The 19797-nt window shown below is 45.0% G+C and carries 16 protein-coding genes; 7 read left to right on the top strand and 9 right to left on the bottom strand.

The features are described from left to right. Positions 1–194 precede the first annotated feature (194 nt). The 6 genes from ST37_RS00385 to ugpC form a co-directional block, all read right to left on the bottom strand. A complete protein-coding gene (locus ST37_RS00385; protein ID WP_084882415.1) occupies positions 195–953 on the bottom strand; it encodes a hypothetical protein in 759 nt (252 codons plus the stop codon). Positions 954–964: 11 nt separating this feature from the next. Continuing rightward, complete coding sequence (locus tag ST37_RS00380) at positions 965–1420, bottom strand: outer membrane beta-barrel protein (RefSeq protein ID WP_143698077.1); 456 nt, start codon at positions 1418–1420, stop codon at positions 965–967. A gap of 251 nt (positions 1421–1671) precedes the next feature. Beyond that, complete coding sequence (locus tag ST37_RS00375; RefSeq protein WP_084882411.1) at positions 1672–2817, bottom strand: amidohydrolase; 1146 nt, start codon at positions 2815–2817, stop codon at positions 1672–1674. A 219-nt stretch (positions 2818–3036) separates the two neighbouring features. Further along, on the bottom strand, positions 3037–4482 hold the full coding sequence (gene aldA, locus ST37_RS00370; protein WP_084882410.1) for an aldehyde dehydrogenase: 1446 nt from the start codon (positions 4480–4482) through the stop codon (positions 3037–3039). Between the two features lie 66 nt (positions 4483–4548). Beyond that, entirely contained in the window at positions 4549–5295 is a 747-nt protein-coding gene (locus ST37_RS00365) for an FCD domain-containing protein (RefSeq protein ID WP_084882408.1), read from the bottom strand. 419 nt (positions 5296–5714) lie between these two features. Next, on the bottom strand, positions 5715–6803 hold the full coding sequence (ugpC, locus tag ST37_RS00360; protein ID WP_084882406.1) for a sn-glycerol-3-phosphate ABC transporter ATP-binding protein UgpC: 1089 nt from the start codon (positions 6801–6803) through the stop codon (positions 5715–5717). Positions 6804–7073: 270 nt separating this feature from the next. Between ugpC and ST37_RS00355 the strand changes: the two genes are divergently transcribed. The 5 genes from ST37_RS00355 (at position 7074) to ST37_RS00335 (ending at position 12475) form a co-directional block, all read left to right on the top strand. Beyond that, positions 7074–8330 carry an ABC transporter substrate-binding protein gene (locus ST37_RS00355; RefSeq protein ID WP_084882405.1) on the top strand — a complete coding sequence of 419 codons (1257 nt, stop codon included), beginning with the start codon at positions 7074–7076 and terminating at the stop codon, positions 8328–8330. A 69-nt stretch (positions 8331–8399) separates the two neighbouring features. Then, positions 8400–9266, top strand: coding sequence for a sugar ABC transporter permease (locus ST37_RS00350; protein WP_242426156.1), 867 nt, complete (start codon positions 8400–8402; stop codon positions 9264–9266). Next, entirely contained in the window at positions 9266–10162 is an 897-nt protein-coding gene (locus ST37_RS00345; protein ID WP_084882403.1) for a carbohydrate ABC transporter permease, read from the top strand. Before ST37_RS00350 ends, ST37_RS00345 begins: the two co-directional genes overlap by 1 nt. 172 nt (positions 10163–10334) lie before the next feature. Next, entirely contained in the window at positions 10335–11585 is a 1251-nt protein-coding gene (locus ST37_RS00340; protein WP_084882402.1) for an ABC transporter substrate-binding protein, read from the top strand. A 71-nt stretch (positions 11586–11656) separates the two neighbouring features. After that, positions 11657–12475 (top strand): SDR family oxidoreductase, encoded by an 819-nt coding sequence (locus tag ST37_RS00335; protein WP_084882401.1) that lies wholly within the window; start codon positions 11657–11659, stop codon positions 12473–12475. A 12-nt stretch (positions 12476–12487) separates the two neighbouring features. On the opposite strand, the gene ST37_RS00330 is transcribed toward ST37_RS00335, so the two are convergent. After that, positions 12488–13660 carry a multidrug effflux MFS transporter gene (locus ST37_RS00330; protein ID WP_084882400.1) on the bottom strand — a complete coding sequence of 391 codons (1173 nt, stop codon included), beginning with the start codon at positions 13658–13660 and terminating at the stop codon, positions 12488–12490. 101 nt (positions 13661–13761) lie between these two features. On the opposite strand from ST37_RS00330, the gene ST37_RS00325 reads away from it, so the two are divergent. Continuing rightward, positions 13762–14706 carry a LysR family transcriptional regulator gene (locus tag ST37_RS00325; protein WP_084882398.1) on the top strand — a complete coding sequence of 315 codons (945 nt, stop codon included), beginning with the start codon at positions 13762–13764 and terminating at the stop codon, positions 14704–14706. A gap of 17 nt (positions 14707–14723) precedes the next feature. Here ST37_RS00325 and ST37_RS00320 read toward each other — a convergent pair whose 3' ends face one another. Then, the gene (locus ST37_RS00320) at positions 14724–15749 is read right to left on the bottom strand and encodes a LacI family DNA-binding transcriptional regulator (RefSeq protein WP_084882397.1); all 1026 of its coding nucleotides are present in this window, start codon (positions 15747–15749) and stop codon (positions 14724–14726) included. Between the two features lie 196 nt (positions 15750–15945). Between ST37_RS00320 and ST37_RS00315 the strand changes: the two genes are divergently transcribed. Then, positions 15946–17145, top strand: a complete 1200-nt coding sequence (locus ST37_RS00315; protein ID WP_084882395.1) for an enolase C-terminal domain-like protein — start codon at positions 15946–15948, stop codon at positions 17143–17145. Between the two features lie 64 nt (positions 17146–17209). On the opposite strand, the gene ST37_RS00310 is transcribed toward ST37_RS00315, so the two are convergent. Further along, on the bottom strand, positions 17210–19723 hold the full coding sequence (locus ST37_RS00310; RefSeq protein ID WP_084882393.1) for an EAL domain-containing protein: 2514 nt from the start codon (positions 19721–19723) through the stop codon (positions 17210–17212). Positions 19724–19797 lie beyond the last annotated feature (74 nt).

The following is a 19797-nucleotide window of genomic DNA, read 5'->3' as shown; positions in this document are numbered from 1 at the left end:
TATCAAAGTAAACGAGTATGGAGATTTACTTTTGTGGTGTGGTATTTACGTTGATTCGATGGATAGCAGGACTGCTATCCATCAGAGGGCTACTAGGCTCACCTCACTATAAAGTGAAAGCAATTAAATCGAGTTAGCATTTGGTTATTTGCTATTTCTGAAACGCCACAAGCGGCCAATACTCTAGAGCGCTTCTACTGTAGAGCATAGAAAGGAGTCCCTGCCGGATTTCGATACAGCATTTTAAGGACCGCCATCGATGTGGTATTCCATTTGCCAAAATAATCAAAATGATGAAACAGCCCCAGTGCGTGCGCCATTTCGTGCAATACGATGCCTTTGTCCCAACTGCATTGTCGATTACCAAGATTAACCCACAGCAGTGTCGATGGTTCAAACGTGTGTGTATTAGTGTCGACATTAATGCTTAAGCCACCATCATAAGGCCCTTGACCCGCATTTGCGCACATAGTATTTGGGTTGGTGGTGTATTGATGTGAATAAAACGCCGAATCGATTGAGAAGACAATACCGCCTTCTATATTGTGAGTAATCTTGAAGGTGTCTTCGTCATAGCTGTCATTACCGATGTTTTCTTCGGCATGCAAAAAATTTCGGTATTGCTCAATATCTTCATTTAAAACCTGTATCTCGCTGAATGAAACACCGAGCTGATTCCTCATAACTTCGACTGATTCCAAAATACTCTTTGGCACGCTCTGGCCAACGTCTGTGACATAATAAAGCGGAATAGACGACGTAGTATCAAAGCGAACCGTTCCGCGTTGATCAAGACCGTGTAAATAGGGGAAGTGGTTTATCGAACGATTCGACGACTCTAAGTATGTTGCGAGAGTATTATGATCCACCAGCCCATCAGTTTCACCGGTGATCCCAAAACAGCCCAATAAGTTTAACGACAAGCCACAGATAACCAGCGATTTAGCGTTCATGACAGTCATCCTCAAAACAAGTAGCTCAATTTAACCGTTAACGCTTCGATATCCGACACGCCGATTTTGTAAAAATTGTATTCCGCGCCAATGGTTGCTCTTTGGTGTAGGTAGGTTTCTGCGCCAAGGCCATACACAAATTGTGCATCGATATCCGCTTCGCCATTGAATACATGAAACCCTAAGTTGCCGTACATTGTAAATGTCGCGAACTGGTACCTAGGTTTTACTTTAAATGACACTGTATCGTACGTGGTTTTATAGCCAGAACGATAATCGTCACCGAGTCGATCGATGCCAATTTCGGCCCCTAGGTAAGGCAAAGGCGTGTAACCTAAATGCAGCCCATAACCATGACTGGCAGCGCCATTAACATCGGTTAAGTTGGCATTGATGCCACCATTAAAAACGGCATGTACTGGCATACTTAGCATGACAAGTACGCCACTGAGTCGACTTAATTTCACTTTGTTATCCGCGTCTAAATGCAATCAACCCTTTCTTTTCGATACGGAAAAGAAAGGGTTGATCTGTTGTAAATGTTGATAATAATACAGTAAAGGATTTAAAAATATCCTTTAAAAACATTTAATTACAAAACAGTCACTTTGCAGTAAACGGAGCAGCTCTTACCTGTAGTTAGCGCACTACACAGCGAAGTCAATTGCCTAAACAGGCAGCGCATACACACTATGCTTGTTACCCAAACTATTGTAATCTAACAATGTATTTGCTTAACGATAGACATAAACAGAGTACTGGCGGTCTCAATGATCTCGTCGGGAAAGTCGTAATCGGGGTTGTGCAATTCTGGGTGAGACTCCCCACTGCCAATACAAAAGAGTGCCCCAGGATAGTGAATAAGGAACTCCGAGAAGTCTTCCGACCATCTCATGGGCTCACGCAATTCGTTAACCTTCAAGCCAAGGTGTTTGGCTTGTGTGCGAACGATATCAACATGCGCGTTTGAGTTCACGGCGGCGTTAAACGGCTCGTGCCAAGAGTGCTTAACCCCGAGCCCACTGTGCTTTTCAACCTCTTCTAACTTTAAACGAATCTTCGATTGCATAGCCTGAAAGGTCGAATTACTGTCGCTACGCAGCGTGGCCATTATTGTTGCTCTACCCGCAGAGACACCAAACGCTTCCTCACCCAGTTGAGCGCTTACAATGGTGACCAAAGCAAAGTTTTCCGTGTATTGCGAAGATAACCCTTCTAAAAACTGTAAAATCTCTATCATCGCCTTAGCGGGGTTTAGCCCATTTTCTGGGTACGCTGCGTGCGACGTCTTTCCTTCAAGTTGAATGCTCACTCCCGTCGATGCGCAAGCAAATGTGTTGTCTTTGATAACCACTTCATGCAGAGAGTGACCGGGAAGGTTGTGATACGCGAACACATTATCAATCTTTAGCTGTTTGAGTTCGGCAGAGTCAAGCATTGCTCTGGCACCCACGCCTGTTTCTTCTGCTGGCTGAAACAGTAAAATAACCTTTCCGCGTTTGGGTGGAGTCACCGCAAGCTTCTCTGCTACAGCAAGTAGCGATGCAGTATGCCCATCATGACCACAAGCGTGCATGATCCCATGATTGACCGACACATGCGAATGTGTGGCTTTTTCTTGAATTGGCAACGCATCAAAATCGGCCCGCAGTAACGTTGTCTCACCGTTTTGCTCACCCGCAACAGTACAAATGACACCATGACCGCCAATGCCCTCTACAGGGTGTAACCCAAACTGTCGAAGTTGCTGAGCAATAGTAAAAGCGGTATTGGCTTCGTGACCGGACAACTCCGGGTGCCTGTGGAGCTGCTTTAGAAAAGACTCGGCCTTAAAGCCGCTAGCTAATTGACGTTCTGTTTCCATTACACACATCATCCTTAATGCGGCAAAATACATTCTGCATTAAAGAATATACAAAACCTGTGCGCGTTACTATTCACAAATAATAGGGCTGTCACTCAGTGATTTACTGCCTAAGAAAGCAACTCTCAATAACAATGGGCAACGACGCAATACAACATGGTTGAGCATTAGGCAAAAAAAAGCCACCCGAAGGTGGCCATCAAGAATCCATCGTGCAACTTAGTCGCCAAAGTTCACGTAAAACGTCTTCTTCTCTAGGTATTGCTCAAAACCATATTTACCGTCTTCACCGCCGGTGCCACTCAACTTATAGCCATTGTGGAAGCCCTGATGCTGCTCGCCATGGCCACGGTTTACATAGATTTCGCCACATTCGAGTTCGTGGGTAAGACGTTGAATATACTTCATACTTTGGGTACAAATCATCGTCGCAAGGCCGTATTCACTATCGTTGGCATAGCCTAAGACTTCTTCAAAAGAATCAAACTTAATCACCGGTAGAATAGGACCAAACGCTTCTTCATGGACAATAGTCATAGACTGTGTCACATCCGTTAGAATAGTGGGTTCAAACCAAAAGCCTTTTTCAAACTCACCTGTCGTTAAGCGGTTACCACCATGCAATACCGTTGCACCTTCGGCTTTTGCTTGCTCAACCAATTCAACCATATGCTCGACTTCGCGTCGGTTCACTTTTGGTCCCATATCCGAATCTTCATGCATTGGATTGCCCACTTTAAGTGCTTGCACTTTTTCCATGAAGATTGCCATAAACTCATCATAAACCGCAGAATGCACGTACATACGCTCGTTACAAGTACACACTTGGCCGCAGTTATCAAAACGTGAATGCAGCGCAGCGGCCGCAGCTTGCTCTAAATTGGCATCTTCCATCACAATGAACGGCGCTTTACCACCAAGCTCTAATTGAACATGCGCCATGTTTGCTGCGCATGACTTAATGATTGATTGCCCAACAGGTGTTGAACCGGTCATGGTTACCATGTTAGTAAGCTCGTGGCCAGTCAATGCACCGCCTAGACTAGATCCACCACCGGTCACAATGTTTAGCACCCCTGCAGGGATCCCTACTTTTTCGGCTAGGTGGCCAAGCTCCAATGTCGCCAGTGGTGTTTCCGATGTTGGTTTCACCACAATTGCATTACCTGCTACCAACGCAGGACCAATTTTACGACCCGCTAGTGCTAGTGGGAAGTTCCAAGCGGTAATGGCTACAACCACGCCACGAGGGATTTTTTGGATCCAGATATGCTCGTCGGCATTATCCGACTGCACTATGTCTCCGTCCATCTGGCGCGCCCAGTCACAGGCGTAGTCAATAAACGATGCGGTAACATCCACTTCGCCACGTGCCACTTTAAGCAATTTGCCTTGCTCTTGGACGAGCAGTTCTGCCAAGAACTCACGATTCTCTCGGATTTCTTGAGCAAATTTTCTTAGTAGTTCAGCACGTTGACGTGCAGGGACTCGTTTCCAATCGGCTTGAGCGCGCTTTGCGACGCTTAGTACATAATCGGCATCACTGGCATCACCATCTTGGATCTCTGCAACTACTTCTTCAGTTGAAGGGTTAATGACTTGATCAATTTTGCCATTCTTAGCATCGACCCACTTTCCATCGACATAGTTTTGGTAACGTTTCATAGCTTTTCCATTCGTTATAGGAAGCTCGCTTCCTGTCTTGTTTGTAAAAGATTGTGTTGCTGGAATTCACATGTCTCCAGCGAAAAAAAAGTCGTCAATATCGGCATTGATGCCATCGCTGGTGGCAATTTTCATCAACTCCACCTTACTGTTTTCAATGTGCTGCCACACGGCTTGCTTCACGTCTTCGGCAGCGCGGCGTTGCAGCGCCAGCAAAATTCGTTTGTGGTCACAAATCCACTGAGATTGCAGATCGCCCTCGTGCAAGTACTTGTGATTTAGTGCTTTCCACAACGGATTTTGAGTTCGTACTGACTTCCACATTTCTGTGGCCTGATCGATCAACACGCGGTTCTGAGTCGACTCAGCAATCAATTGATGAAATTCATGGTCTAACTCTTCAAACTTTTTGCTGTCGCGGTTAATTTCATTTTCTTGAGCAATTAGAACTCGCTTGAGCGCTTTCAACTCATTAAATTTGATTTGAGTTGCGGCAAAACAGGCAATATTACTTTCCACGACCTGGCGAGCTTGCAGCAATTCGAAAGGGCCAATATCGTTATACTGGTTCGGCGGCCCAGCTTGGACCGGCTTAGATTCGATAAAGTAAATACCCGCGCCCTGCTTTACTTCAACTAAACCTTTTAGCTCCAACATAATGATAGCTTCGCGAATGGTGGCACGGCTGGTTTCAAACTTTTCACTCAATACGCGCTCTGAAGGCAATCTCTGCCCCGCTTTAAATACGCCACTTTCAAGCAACTCTTCAATTTGGGTGCCAATTTCAAAATAGCGCCGTTTATTTGATAACATCCTTTGATACTCCTAAGGCCACTAATGGTTGACCAAGATAAACTTTGTAAACCATTAAAATAACTTGATTGAAAACTGAGTAAATCAAGGTTTAACGGGTACTTGACGATCAAGATACCCGTTAATTATACGTGACTGTAAATATTATAAGTAGGATCTACGTCATAATTTATCAACCAAATGCAATTTTCAAACCCATATTGGTTGACCATGAAGTGATACTTACCTACCATTATCCTGTCTTACTAAGACACATCCTATAGAATGCGATGGCTCAAGCCTGTATCACGCTTGTTGCTCATTAGCTTACCTATTTTGCTCCAGCTCGCTGGAGCTTTTTTTTTCGCAAAACATTTACTTCGATATACGATTCTCACAAAAAAAGCTGCCGAAGCAGCTTTTTTTAGTCCAATAATGGTTTAGCTGGTAATACAGTTTCCGTCTTGATTAAACACATGACAATCTTGAACATGCAGCCCAAGCTTGGTGGTTTCAAACGAATGAATCTCTTTGTCTCCAGGGTGATGTACGATGAATCCACCTTGGCCTGCAAAATTACCAAACAAGTAGGTACTGTTTCCTAATCGTTCGACCACTTCACTAGAGAACTCTATTTGATAATCTCCTGTTCCACCAATTTCTAGATGCTCAGGACGAATACCGACATTAACTTTATCGCCAATATCGACTTTACCTTGAACCTCTGTCGGCAATGCCAATACTTGGTCATCGTTTAACTTGACGTGCAATAGCGAATCGGTCATATCGACGATTTGTGCTTCAATGAAGTTCATTCTTGGAGAGCCAATAAAGCCTGCAACAAACATGTTTACTGGTTTGTTATACAGCTCTAAAGGCGATCCTACTTGCTCAATTTGCCCTTCTTTAAGAACGACAATTTTATCGGCTAACGTCATTGCTTCAACCTGATCATGGGTTACATAAACCATAGTTGTATCAAGCTCTTGGTGAAGTTTAGCTATTTGCAATCGCATCTCAACACGAAGTTCTGCGTCGAGGTTAGATAAAGGTTCATCAAACAAGAATGCGGCTGGGTTTCGAACAATTGAGCGACCAATTGCAACGCGCTGTCGCTGTCCACCCGACAGCTCTTTAGGACGTCGTTGAAGTAGAGGTTCTAGTTGGAGCGTTTTTGCCGCCAACAACACTTGTTTCTTCGCGTCCTCTTTAGACACACCGTTCATTTTTAGGCCAAAGCCCATATTTTGTTCGACGGTCATATGTGGGTATAGCGCGTAAGATTGAAAAACCATAGAAACCCCGCGATCTGCAGGCTCTGCATCGTTTACCAATTTGTCTGCGATATATATGTCGCCATCCGAAATGGTTTCTAAGCCAGCGATCAAGCGCAGTAGCGTAGATTTACCGCAACCTGATGGACCAACAAATACTACAAACTCACCATGTTTGATCTCTAGATCAACACCATGAATCGTTTGTACTTTACCAAACCGTTTTTTCACACCTTTAAGTTGAATATCTGCCATGGGATCAGCCCTAATATTGTTATCAATGATTCGTCAACCAAAATAACTCATATACAGACCATTGGTTAACATCTTTTCGTTTTTTGAACAGTTATTGTGACCAAATTCATAGAAAGCACTCAATTGTGACACTTTATTAGGCTCTATTTTGCTTAATTTGAGCCTTGTCACATCAGTGGTTGACAATGGTTGTTAACCTAAGGATGAATTTGGTGAGCCAATTTAATTTTCACTTGGCAAACTGGAAAACAATAATTAAGGATTGAACCCATGAAAATGAAAAAGGTTGCTGCGTTTACTGCAATCGCTCTGTCAACAATGGCCTCTGCAGCCATCGCACAAACAGAACTTGAAGTCGCAAGCTGGAAAGGCGCTGGCACTGAAGTTGCCAATTTTCCTGCAATCATTGAGCGTTTCGAAAAAGCTCACCCAGACATTAAAGTGAAGCTCAACTATATGGCTCGTAACGACATGGTTACCACCATTCCAGCTCGCTTCCAAGCCGGAACGCCACCAGATGTTCTGATGGTTGACCGCGAGTTTGTTACTCACTGGGGTGGCAACAACCAATTGATGGATTTGAGCGAAGAAGAGTTTATCTCTCGCATTCAACCTGCTCTGCGTCCACATTTAGGTCTTGGAGATAATACTTACTACGCGATGCTACAAATTTCAGGCATGGGTGTATACGTCAATGACGATCTAATGAAACAAGCGGGTATCACATCATACCCAGAAACGTTATCTGAATTTACTGCTACTTGTGGCAAATTGCGCGAACAAGGCACGTTACCACTACTTTTAGCGGGCAACAACGGTAACTGGACACCGTATGTATTCTTTTTAGCACTTGCTCTGGCCGACGCTGACGTTCCTAGCCAAGACCGTTTAGCTAAATTTAACAGCGGGGAGCTAAAATTTGTCGATGACGCAGCGGTTAAAGGTGCTTTTGAAGCATTCCGTACACTGATTGATGCTAAATGTTTCGATCCTAAAATTTCAGCGGGTACCGACCCTTGGTCTGTTGGTCTAACAACCTTCCAGTCTGGCCGCGTAGCGATGCTGCCACAAGGGCTTTGGAATATCACTCCGTTCGCAAAAGATGCACTTCCAGAAAACTTTAGCTTGCACCCATTCCCGTCCGCAAACGGCACTCAAGGTATTACCATGGACTACTTAGGTCCTGGTTGGGCAATCCCTGCTGCTGCGAAAGACAAAGAAGCGGCTAAAAAATGGATCGATTTTTGGATTCAAGATGAGAACCTAACACTGTTCTTAGAAGCTGATACTGCATTGACAACCCTTGAAGGTGGTACTTCAGGCCTGCCAATGGACATCGCATCAAACTACGTTGAGTCTCGCAATGAAAACCGTTACGTGACCTTCCCAGTTGGAGCTCTGCCAATCGAATTGACCGATGACATGATGAATGCCGTGACGTCATTTATGTTAGACCCTAGCCAAGATTACAACAAAATCTTGCAGCGCTGGGATAGCATCGTCGAAAAAGATATTTCTCGTCGATAACCCTTTTGGTGACTGGGTTTACCAGTCACCTCTTTTTTGTAAGTCGTTATGTAATTTAAGGAATTGGTTGTGAAAATTGATAAACGATTTTATTTCCTTGTGCCGGCCTTATTGGTGTACGTCATCTTTATGATCTACCCGGTATTAAAAGGTGTGTCGCTCTCGCTGACCGAATACGCAGGTGTTGGGGAGGCGACCTGGGTAGGGATGGAAAACTACCAAGAAATATTTCAAGATGAACGCTACTTAAAAGTGCTTCGTAACACGCTTGTTTACGGCATTGTGGTGGTGGTTTTTCAAAATGGTATTGGTCTCATTTTTGCTGCCATATTAAATAGCTTACCCGCAGTTAGAGATATGTTTCGTACTGCGCTACTCGTGCCTTCTATGCTGTCGCTAGTGATTGCAGGTTACGTGTGGCAGTACCTTTATGCACCAATGGGCGGTGGCTTAAACGAATTGTTGGGCGCTCTCGGGCTACAAAGCTTGCAGCAAGTCTGGTTAGGTGACTCGGCGATTGCCTTGTTCTCCGTTGCTGCAGTACATGTCTGGATGTTCGTGGGTTATTCAACTGCGATTTTCTTAGCTGGTTACGCCGGTATATCGTCTGAAATCAAAGACGCAGCACGTATCGATGGTGTGTCGCCTGTTAAGTCTTTCTTCCATATTGATATTCCGTTGCTCGCACCCGCGATCACCGTCAACATCACATTGGCTACAATCGGTACCCTTAAGTCGTTCGAATTCCCATTCATCATGACTTTGGGTGGACCAGACTACGCCACCATGACGTTAGGGCTGAAGATCTTCACGCTGATCTTCCAAGACTTTAAGTATGGTATGGCTGCAGCATTGTCTGTGGTAATGATTCTTCTGGTTGCCATTATCACCATGGTTCAAAACAGTTACCTACGTGCAAGAGAGGACCGTATCTAATGAACAGTTCAACTCCACTAAAGACTAACACCGTAAGCACTAAGCCTACATCAAAACGTCTTAATGCGTTGCTCGCACCTCGTAACATCAAAAAGGTCACAATGACCACTCTGATGTCTCTGTGTACGCTGATCATCTTGTCACCGGTTTTCTACATGATTTTCATGTCGTTTAGAACGCGCCGCGAAATCATGCTTGATCCACTTGGCATGCCAAAGACCATTCAGTGGGAAAACTACGTCAACGTTATTGGCGACATGAACTACTTTGGTACCTTGTTCAACACTGTAGGTATCACAGTAACCACCATTTTCATGGTGGCCATGCTTTCGTCACTGGCGGCCTATCCACTAGCAAGAATTCGCGGCAAAATGTCGAACTTCCTGTACTTCTTCTTCCTACTCGGGATGATAGTACCGCCGTTCGCAGCATTGACCCCTCTGTACCTGTTCATTCGCGATTTAGGCCTGTTGGATACGTTTGCTGGACTGGTTATTGTATACACCGCGGGTAATTTGCCACTGGGTGTGTTCTTTTACACCAGTTTTATTAAGGCCATCCCCAAAGAGTTAGAGGAAGCTGCTCGATTAGATGGTGCAAGCTACTTCAAAACCTATTGGTACATCATCTTCCCGATGCTTAAGCCTATTACGGGTACACTTGCCATCTTTGTGACCTTGTCTTGTTGGAATGACGTAGTGAATCCACTGCTGTTTATTACCACAGAAGCCAAGCTCACACTGATGCCAGCAGTACTTCGATTCCTAGGAACCTATTCAGTTGACCCAACCCAGCTGTTCCCAGCTGCAGTATTGGCTTCACTACCGCTACTGATTGTGTTCTTCACCCTATCTAAACAGATCGTTAACGGCATGACCGCGGGCGCTGTTAAATAATTGAGTGTGCCCTTCCATGTGAAGGGCACTTCTTAGAATTTAAAGGAGGCTACACACTAAATACCAACATAAAAACAAGGAATTACCGTTATTTTTTTATAACTCGCCTTGCGAGATTACAAAGACTATCACCCTACAAATAACGATTAATTATCAAAGGAATGTTACAGCGATGAAACTACAAAAATTGACACTCTGTACTGCTATTGCCGCTGCTATTATGGCTTCAACATCAGTTGCTGCTAAAACTGAACTTGAAGTCGCAAGCTGGAAAGGCGCTGGCGCTGAAGTTGCGGATTTTCCTGCAATTATTGAGAGATTCGAACAAAAATACCCAGACATTGAAGTAAAACTGTCCTACATGGCGCGTAATGACATGGTGACGAGCATCCCTGCACGTATGCAAGCGGGCAACCCACCAGACGTAGTGATGGTTGACCGAGAGTTTATACTGCATTGGGGTGGCAACGGCCAACTTAAATCTCTTAACGACCTCCCTTTTGTCGAACGCGTACAACCTAACCTTCGCCCTTACCTAGGCTTGGGTGACGACGTCTACTATTCCATGCTAGAAGTTTCGGGCATGGGCGTATACACCAACGACGACCTTTTAGCCAAAGCTGGAGTGGATAGTTATCCACAAACCATCGATGAACTCGTTTCAGCCTGTGGCAAACTAAACGATGCAGGCATTCAACCAATGCTATTGGCAGCAAACAATGGTGGATGGACACCGTTTATTTACTTCTTAGCAATGGGCTTAGCAGATAGCGACAACCCTGATCATACTCGCATTGATAAACTCATTAGCGGTGAGCAATCGTTCGCAAACGATGAGTCGATGAAAATGGCCTTTGAAGGTTTCCGCAAGATGATCGATGCTAAATGTTTTGATCCTAAAATCTCTGCCGGTACCGACCCATGGTCAGTGGCCTTAACCACCTTCCAATCAGGTCGAGTTGCAATGTTGCCGCAAGGTATGTGGAATATCACTCCATTTATGAATGACAGCTTGCCTGAGAACTTTAGTTTCCATCCATTCTCTGCGATCAATGGTGATACAGGCATCACTATGGATTATAACGGTCCAGGTTGGTCTATCCCTGTTGCAGCCAAAGACGTTGATGCGGCCGAAAAATGGATTGATTTTTGGATGACCGATGAAAACCTACAAATTTTCCTTCGTGCTGATACGGGTATCTCTACGTTAGTTAATGGCACGTCTGGCGTCCCTTCAGTCGCTGACCCATTTAAGTCAGCACGTAGCGCGGGCCACATGGTAACATTCCCTGTAGGTACAATCCCACCGCAACTTGGTATCGATATGCCTAATGACATTACGTCGTTCATGCTAGATTCAACACAGGATTACAACGAGATCCTTAAACGCTGGGACAAAGTGGCTGCTAAAGAAAGAAAGTAGCGCTTAAGCGTCAGCCATAGTTGAAATAAGCCCGCTCATCGCGGGCTTATTTATTGAATGCGGGAGATACCATGAAACAAGTAATTGTGATCACCGGAGCCACTGGTGGCATTGGCAGCATGCTAGCAGAAGGATTAGTAGACGCGCAGCGACACATCGTATGTATAGGGCGAAGCGAAAATAAGCTAGTTAAACTTGTCGAAAACCTAGCCCACACTCACCGCCGCCATGCCGCGCAATACTCTTACCAAGTTGCCGATATGCTGAACCAACGTGATGTCGAAAGAGCAATAAGTAATACTGTTCACCAGCATGGTAAGGTCGATATGTGGATCAACAACGTTGGAGTTAATCATCACGATGCAATGGGGCCCAGTTGGACTATTGAACCAGCGGTGTGGCAACAAGAGGTTGAAGCCAACCTCTACAGCGCCTATTTAGGTTCTGTTGCAGCAATAAACATTATGAAGTCACAACCCAGAGGCTATATTGTTAATTTTGGCGGTGGGGGTGCCGACCAGCCAAAGACGTATGGATCTGCCTATGGCGCCGCAAAAGCCGCTGTGGTTAAGTTTACCGAAACCTTGCAACAAGAGTTGTGCGCAGAGCAGATTCCGTTGTGCGCGTTTTGTATCAATCCAGGGTTTATTAAAAACGAACGAACACTAAAGCTCACCAACTCAACCGTTGCTACAGACTATATGCCACACCTAAAAGCCGCAATGGACAGCGGACAAATGTCCGACATAAACGATACGTTATGGTTACTTAATTCGATGTTGTCTGGTGAGCTCGACCACTTAAGTGGCCGCTATTTACTGGCCGACACCATTCAGCAAAACCTTAAACAGCCGATTGGACACGACCAGTTTTGTCTCCGCGTCCAATAGACCTCTGTTCACTTAGTGAGTTGCTTGTTGCAACTTAGAGCGACGTTTAAAAATGCCGTACCAGACAATCGGCAGAATCGCTGCCAATGCCAGGGCGTGTACCGAGCTTAACGACAATGCGCCTATTGCTGCGACAACAACAGAAGCACCGGCCATTTGGAAGAACCCCATCAATGAGGAAGCTGTCCCTGCTCGTTGCGCGAAGGGGGCTAATGCCGCTCCACAACAGATAGCCAACACGATACAAAACCCCGTACTTGCGATAAATACGGGACCCATGAATGCAAATGGGTGAGCAATATGACTAAACGTCACCAACAATACAGCTGCCAAGGTGCACATCCCAATGGCCAGTTGTAATGCGCGATCTTTACCCAGACGAGCAATAACCATTGGTGCGGTAAATGATGCGATGATATTGATTATTGCGTTGCTACCAAACCACACCGAAAATGCCGTTGGGCTTAAACCCAGTTCAACCATAAGACGTTGCGGCGCGATACTCACAAACGCAATGATTATCGCCATAGCCAGCATGACTAACCCCACATTAAACCTAAATGTTGGGTTGTGGATGATTGGCTTATATTGCCCCCAATTAATGAGATTGTGTTGAACAATAGTATTTTGAGGACGGGTTTCTGGGAGTTTCCACAGTGCAATTAACATTACAAACACTGCATAACCCGTCATGAAGTAAAACGTCGAACGCCAACTCCAGGTTTCACTTAGCCAACCACCTACGAGTGGGGCTAATGCTGGGATCACACAAATAACACCGTTAATGTAACTGTATATTGTCGCAGATCGCTCTGCCGAATAACTGTCTCGAACGCCGGACATTACGCCAACCGAAACAGCACAAGTACCTAAACCTTGTAATACCCGTGCAAACCACAACACTTCAATTTGCAAAGCCATTGATCCAACAACAGCGCCTACAATGTATAGCATAAGGCCAAAAAATATCATCGGCTTGCGACCGTACCGATCCGCCAGAGGTCCCGCAAACAACTGGCCCATACCTAGCGCAGCAAGAAAAATCGGAATGGTCGATTGAACGTTAATCATTGAAGTGTGTAGGTTGTCAGCCATCTGAGGCAGGGCTGGCAAGAAGATATCGATCCCCATAGGGCTTACGATTATCAATAGCAAAAACAGATAGATAGGCGCTTTCTGCGTCATAGGTATTCTCGTCAAAAATGTACAGGGCGAATACTAACAAGCTTGCGATATGAATAATATTGAATTATCTTCATTCATAAATTTCCAAAATGGAATATTAAATGAAGCTTGACCATATCGACCTCAATTTACTGCGCTTAATGCTGGTGTTACTCGAAGAAAGAAGCGTCAGTCGAGCCGCAGAGCGCCTTAATGTGAGTCAATCTGCGGTAAGTAAACAATTAACCAAGCTTAGAGAGCAGCTCGGAGAGGTTTTAGGCGATCCACTCTTTATTCGAACTGGACGTGGACTTACGCCTACAGCACGTTCGGCGGCACTTGAAACACCACTTCGTCAATGGCTACGCGACTCACACATCATGTTATTGCCAGAGTCCTTTAATCCCGCAAAAGACGAACGTAGCTTCACCATCAGTATCTGCGAAACGGCTTTTCCAACGATAATTCCGCGTTTAATGCCCAAGCTGAGACAGCGCGCACCCGGATTGCAGCTCAGCATCGTTCCTAAGGTGAAAGAGAGTTTGAACCAGCTTAATCAAGGAGATTTAGACTTACTCATCGCTGCTAGAGACACTGACCAACGGGCTCAATCCCCGTTTCACATCTCTGACTTGGCTGGTCAACCGAATAAAGAATTGTACAAAGATAGGCACGTCTGTTTAGTCAGCGAATCTTATCCCGTGTCTGCCTCTAATTGGGACGTTGCGCTGTTTCTGGCGACGGATCTTGTCAGGATATTTGTTGAAGAAAACGAATTTTGGCTGCTAGATAGAGTCGCAGGCGAACTAGGCCATCGAATAGAAGACAAAGCAAAAGTGCCCGATTTTCACTGCGCGGCATTGCTCGCACAACACACTAATATGATGCTGGTTTCGACATCCATATTTGCCGAACAGTTGGCACAGCGGTATTCGCTAAAACCATTACCGCTGCCCTTTGAAATGAAACCGGTTAGCTATCGCATGCTATGGCCTGCCATGCTTGAACAAGATTCAGCTCACCAATGGCTAAGAGAGCTGATATCTGAGTGCTGCAGTGACCTTTAAATCAAGATTGACTGCGACTAAGTTGCGAGTAGCTCCATGAACTCATAAGGAATCACGACTTGTTTTATGCCTGAACACGCGCCAGTTGCCGACTCAATCGCCAGCTGGGCAAGCGTCTCTCCTGCCCGATTAAAATCCTGATAGTAGCAAGCAATTGGAATATCCAGCATCTCCAAAAGACTTGGCGTTGCGGTCGAACAGTACACCAGCAGATCCTGACCAATAGTTCGGTTGTTAGATACCGCAATCTTCTTAATTTGATGAACTAAATGCGGTGATATGGTGATAATGGCATCGCACTCTTGGACCACTTTCTCCATATGAGTCCGAGTAGCACTGTCATTGCTAACATCCACTTTAATTAACTTAAACAAGGCTTTGTTGGATGATTGAACAGTTTGTTGAGCATCTTCAAAGCCTCTCAGCTGATGCATGTAATGCAGGTATGGCTCTTGCGATACAACAAAGGCGATACTGGTTCTACCTTGAGCCACTAGACGTTTGACGGCATCAAACACAAAGGCGTAGTTGTCGAAATCAAAGCAATGCATTGACGAGGACTTATCAGCGAGACCAAAGGCCACTGTAGGTATCTGACGCTCGTGTAAACGAGCGACCCTAGCGTCATCCTCTTCAAGCTGCGAGACCACGAAAGCATCGGGATTGAACGTCGTTAAATAGGCGTCTAACACCTTGTCTCTTTCTGAGGCCGAGGTGTATGGCAACAGTTTCATGTTGTAGCCACTGGCTAAGCATCGACTTGAAAATGCAGCGATCAAATCGTATTGCGCTGCCCCCATCGTTGCTGAACTGCCTTGGCGATCAAAAGGTAACATAATGGCAATGTCGTAGCTTTTTCCCGTTCGCAATGCCTTACCGGCAAGACTCGGTTGATAGCCCAACTCTTTCGCTGCTGTCATAACCACATCAATGGTCTTTTGCTTGACGATATCTGGCGATGAGAAGACGCGGCCCACTGTTGCGGGTGACACCCCTGTTGCGCGCGCTATATCTTTGATCGTTATGTTTTTATTTACGGCCATATCTATGTCGTGAGATCACAATTATTGAAGGACAATTGATCCTATTGATTGACGCCAATATAGCACAGCGCTATCTTATTCACACCAATGAGAACGTTATCATTAATACCGCAACCATCAATTGATGGTTTTTCTTGAGCCCATAATGAGATCGTTCTCATAACTCCTGTATACTTTAACTTTATAAGGCAACACAATGAAACCAACCTTAATCACTGACATCGAAGTTATCCTCACTCGCCCAAAAGATCACAACCTTATCGCTGTTAAAGTTCATACTGACCAAGGCGTGTACGGGTTAGGATGTGCAACCTTTCAACAACGTCCATTATCTGTAAAGAACGTAATCGAAGAGTACCTAAAACCGCTACTGATTGGTCGCGATGCCAGTAACATAAATGACCTGTGGAATATGATGATGGTCAACGCATACTGGAGAAATGGCCCTGTGTTGAATAACGCAGTGAGCGGTATCGATATGGCGCTGTGGGATATTAAAGGAAAACTGGCAGGCATGCCTCTCTACCAACTACTCGGTGGCAAAGCCAAAGACGCTATCGATGTCTATTATCACGCAGATGGCGCGACCCCCGAAGAAGTAGAAAAGAATGTGCGCGCTTTGATGGACAAAGGTTTCCGACATATCCGTTGCCAAATGGGACTGTACGGTGGTAAAGCAGCCATCCCCCACATCAACAAGTCACAAACACCGGGCGCGTACTACGACCAAAAAGCTTATATGCGCAGCGTGGTAGAGCTGTTTACTCATTTACGCAGTAAGCTAGGATACGAAGTAGAGTTGCTGCATGATATTCATGAGCGTTTAACTCCAAACCAAGCACTGCAATTGGTCAAAGACCTCGAACAATTTAAACCATACTTCATCGAAGATCCGCTGCCACCGCATCAAACGGAATGGTTAGAAATGATCAGGCACCAAACTTCTACCCCAATTGCCATCGGCGAACTGTTTAATAATCCTATGGAGTGGCGACAGATCGTTGAGAAGCGTCAACTCGATTTTATGCGTGTACACATCAGCCAAATAGGCGGGATCACGCCGGCAATTAAATTGGCGCACTTATGTGAAAACTATGGCGTCCGTATGGCTTGGCATGGTCCGCAAGATATGACACCAATAGGTCACAGCGTTAATTTGCATCTTAATATTGCGTTATCCAATTCTGCCATTCAGGAATGGGATGGACCCAATGACAATATTCGCAAAGCCTTTCCTGGAGTCATTGAGGCCGACAATGGTTACTTGTATCCAACCGATCTGCCGGGTATTGGTGTTGACTTGGATGTTGAATTTGCAAAAACCTTTGACCTAGACTGGGGAGTCCAAGAATGGACTCAGTCTCGCACACCTAATGGTGCTATACACACGCCATAACAAGTAGTATTTAAGCCTTGTTCTCTCTATAGAGTAACACTCGGCATTTTACAGCCTTTTATGTTTAGCGATGAAGGTAAGCAACAGATTGCTTCTCTTCATCGTGACTATCCTGCAATCGTTGAGAATACTTAGTTTCAAATTCCAACATAGGGATCGCGCCAGACCAGTAAAACCCTTGCCCCAGTCGTCCACCTAATGCTTTGACCGTCTGCTTCTCATTTGCATTTTCAATACCTTCAATCACCACATTAGCATTGAAAGCGGCAGCTAAACCAATCAACGATCTTACGATCGTTTGGTGGGTGAAATTTTTATCGATGCCGCGGGTGAACATGATATCGACCTTCACTTCATCAATGTCCAATTGGCTCAAGTACGCCATCGATGAATACCCAGTCCCAAAATCATCGATAGAAATAGCAAAACCCAACTTTTTAATGGCAATCATTTTTGCAATACAGTCTTGCGACATTTCCATCTCACACGACTCAGTAATTTCTAAAGTAATGCAACCGGCTGGTACACGAAATTTATCACGCATGTTTTTTAGATAATGGACAAAGTCCTTTTGCTCTATATCCAATGCAGAAATATTCACCGAAAAGCGCATATCGCGCGGCTGCGTGGCGACCCACGAGAATACACGTTGGAGCACATACTTAGTCACGCTATAAATCAAACCACTCTGCTCTGCAATGGGTATAAACACGCCCGGGGACACTGATCCTAGCTTTGGGTGGTTCCAACGAATTAATGCCTCCCCCCCCACCACAAGGTTACTGTTTAAATCCACTTGAGGTTGAATAAAGATGTCGAGTTCATTGTTCGTAATTGCCGCTTTCAAATCGTGGAGTAACTCAATGTGTTTTTGCACTTTATTGGCCATGGTTTGGTTATATGGCAACCATCTTTTGTCGGCCTTTTTGGCCTCCAAAACCGCCATATATGCCTTTTGATGAAGATTCGGTAATTCGTCCCAGCCGTGATCAATGCGAGCCGTTGCTGCGCGAATATATACATCAGAGAGAAAGCAGCTATTATCAATCTGGTTATGCCAAATTTTGAGTAACGCTTGTACCTGCTTTTCTATCGGCTCTTCGTCGGTGACATAAATAAGCGTCTTATTAGGGGGGATACACACCCCAAAATAATGCTTATCGATCTTCAAATCGATCTGCCATGGAAGCTGCGAAATCTCCTCAGACATATTTTCGAGCAGTGATACAGTAGAGCGCGTAACAAGGTCGGTGCCCAAGGTGCCAATTATATCGTCCAATCCCTCCAGCTGGATCAACACCATACGAATTCGCTTCGGTTCTATTCCTGACTTAACAAACTGCTTGGTGAGTAGAGCGTGAGTGAAGTTCTGGTTGGGCATATCCAACGTTTGGTCTATTAAACGATGCTGCTTCTCCTTGTTTTCTTGAAATCGTAATCGAACCCCTAAACTTACCGACAATAATAATTGCTCTGCTAACGCGCCCAGCAAAAATGCGTGCATAAACAACACATTTTGCGGCAGAACATTAATATAGGTGAGGTAACCGCCCACCGCTCCTAATGAGACCCCTACCCAGGACAACAAGTAATAAAATGCGGGTCGATACCCTTTACGAAGTGTGTGAACGGCGCTGCCAATACAGATATACAGCACGATACCCATCATCGGTACAGTGATGAACATTCGTTGTAAGTTGGTGATATTAAATCCAATTATAATGAGTGGGATAAAAACCCAATAACTGTGTTTGATGTACCGCGCGAGGCGTGGCCTAAACCGCTTAATCTCGAGAAATTGATAGCCAAATTGCAGCGCACTCCAAAGCAAAAGCAAATGCATGATCCCCATATGGTTGGCTAACCAATGGCACATCGCTTCGGGCAATATGAGGTAACCAAAACCATACAGCGGTGCAAAGTTAAGTAACATAAATACTTGAAACACCAGATACCATGCATATTGCTGATTGTGGCGGTTTAACGCGAACACAAAACTGTTATAGATAACCAGAGCAATTAGCACACATATCGCTCCTCCCCAAAGAAAGTAGGTTACTGCCTGGTACTCAGCAAAGCTCTTACCGTCCATCATTACAAGCGGCATGATGCCTGGACCATCGGTTTGTTTATAGATAAGGACCGTCGTGGACTCAGAGGAGTCGGCTGAGAAGCGGAAGTACATACCTTTGTAGATGGAGGTTAACGATGCGCGGTCATTGATGCCTAACTGCTTGCTGGTTTGAAGTTGGCCATCTTTGAATAAAAATACATCAAGATGCTGTAAAAGGTGGTTTTGAAATACTAATACTAAGTCTTTTGACTGGCTAAGTTGGTCGGTTTGAATATTGAGTTTATACCAATAGCCATCGTCATCAGGTGACACCGATTGTGCATATAAGCTGGCGCTATAAAGATCGTTAAGATACATATCTTGCGCGGTCACATTAGTAGAGCCGACCGCTGTTAGCAGCGGGCTGTTCAACCCCACTTTAGTGAAGGAGTCAGTCACCGTAATGGTTTTGGCTATCCCCACCTGGCTGACGACAACCAAACATAACAAAATTAACCTAATCATAGCCTGACGATTCCCTATATTAAAGCAACGCTCAGCTATCTTGCTGACTTACTTACACTTCATCAGAAGTCTTG

Source organism: Vibrio sp. qd031, assembly GCF_002100145.1.
Taxonomy (GTDB): Bacteria; Pseudomonadota; Gammaproteobacteria; order Enterobacterales; family Vibrionaceae; genus Vibrio.
Note: the sequence above shows the minus strand (reverse complement) of the source record. Positions and strands in the feature narration are given on the sequence as shown.

Excerpts from the sequence above, each read along its gene's own strand:
- ST37_RS00385 (WP_084882415.1), bottom strand. The coding sequence starts at position 953 with ATGAACGCTAAATCGCTGGTTATCTGTGGCTTGTCGTTAAACTTATTG.
- ST37_RS00375 (WP_084882411.1), bottom strand. The coding sequence starts at position 2,817 with ATGGAAACAGAACGTCAATTAGCTAGCGGCTTTAAGGCCGAGTCTTTT.
- aldA (WP_084882410.1), bottom strand. The coding sequence starts at position 4,482 with ATGAAACGTTACCAAAACTATGTCGATGGAAAGTGGGTCGATGCTAAG.
- ST37_RS00365 (WP_084882408.1), bottom strand. The coding sequence starts at position 5,295 with ATGTTATCAAATAAACGGCGCTATTTTGAAATTGGCACCCAAATTGAA.
- ugpC (WP_084882406.1), bottom strand. The coding sequence starts at position 6,803 with ATGGCAGATATTCAACTTAAAGGTGTGAAAAAACGGTTTGGTAAAGTA.
- ST37_RS00355 (WP_084882405.1), top strand. The coding sequence starts at position 7,074 with ATGAAAATGAAAAAGGTTGCTGCGTTTACTGCAATCGCTCTGTCAACA.
- ST37_RS00345 (WP_084882403.1), top strand. The coding sequence starts at position 9,266 with ATGAACAGTTCAACTCCACTAAAGACTAACACCGTAAGCACTAAGCCT.
- ST37_RS00340 (WP_084882402.1), top strand. The coding sequence starts at position 10,335 with ATGAAACTACAAAAATTGACACTCTGTACTGCTATTGCCGCTGCTATT.
- ST37_RS00335 (WP_084882401.1), top strand. The coding sequence starts at position 11,657 with ATGAAACAAGTAATTGTGATCACCGGAGCCACTGGTGGCATTGGCAGC.
- ST37_RS00330 (WP_084882400.1), bottom strand. The coding sequence starts at position 13,660 with ATGACGCAGAAAGCGCCTATCTATCTGTTTTTGCTATTGATAATCGTA.
- ST37_RS00325 (WP_084882398.1), top strand. The coding sequence starts at position 13,762 with ATGAAGCTTGACCATATCGACCTCAATTTACTGCGCTTAATGCTGGTG.
- ST37_RS00320 (WP_084882397.1), bottom strand. The coding sequence starts at position 15,749 with ATGGCCGTAAATAAAAACATAACGATCAAAGATATAGCGCGCGCAACA.
- ST37_RS00315 (WP_084882395.1), top strand. The coding sequence starts at position 15,946 with ATGAAACCAACCTTAATCACTGACATCGAAGTTATCCTCACTCGCCCA.
- ST37_RS00310 (WP_084882393.1), bottom strand. The coding sequence starts at position 19,723 with ATGATTAGGTTAATTTTGTTATGTTTGGTTGTCGTCAGCCAGGTGGGG.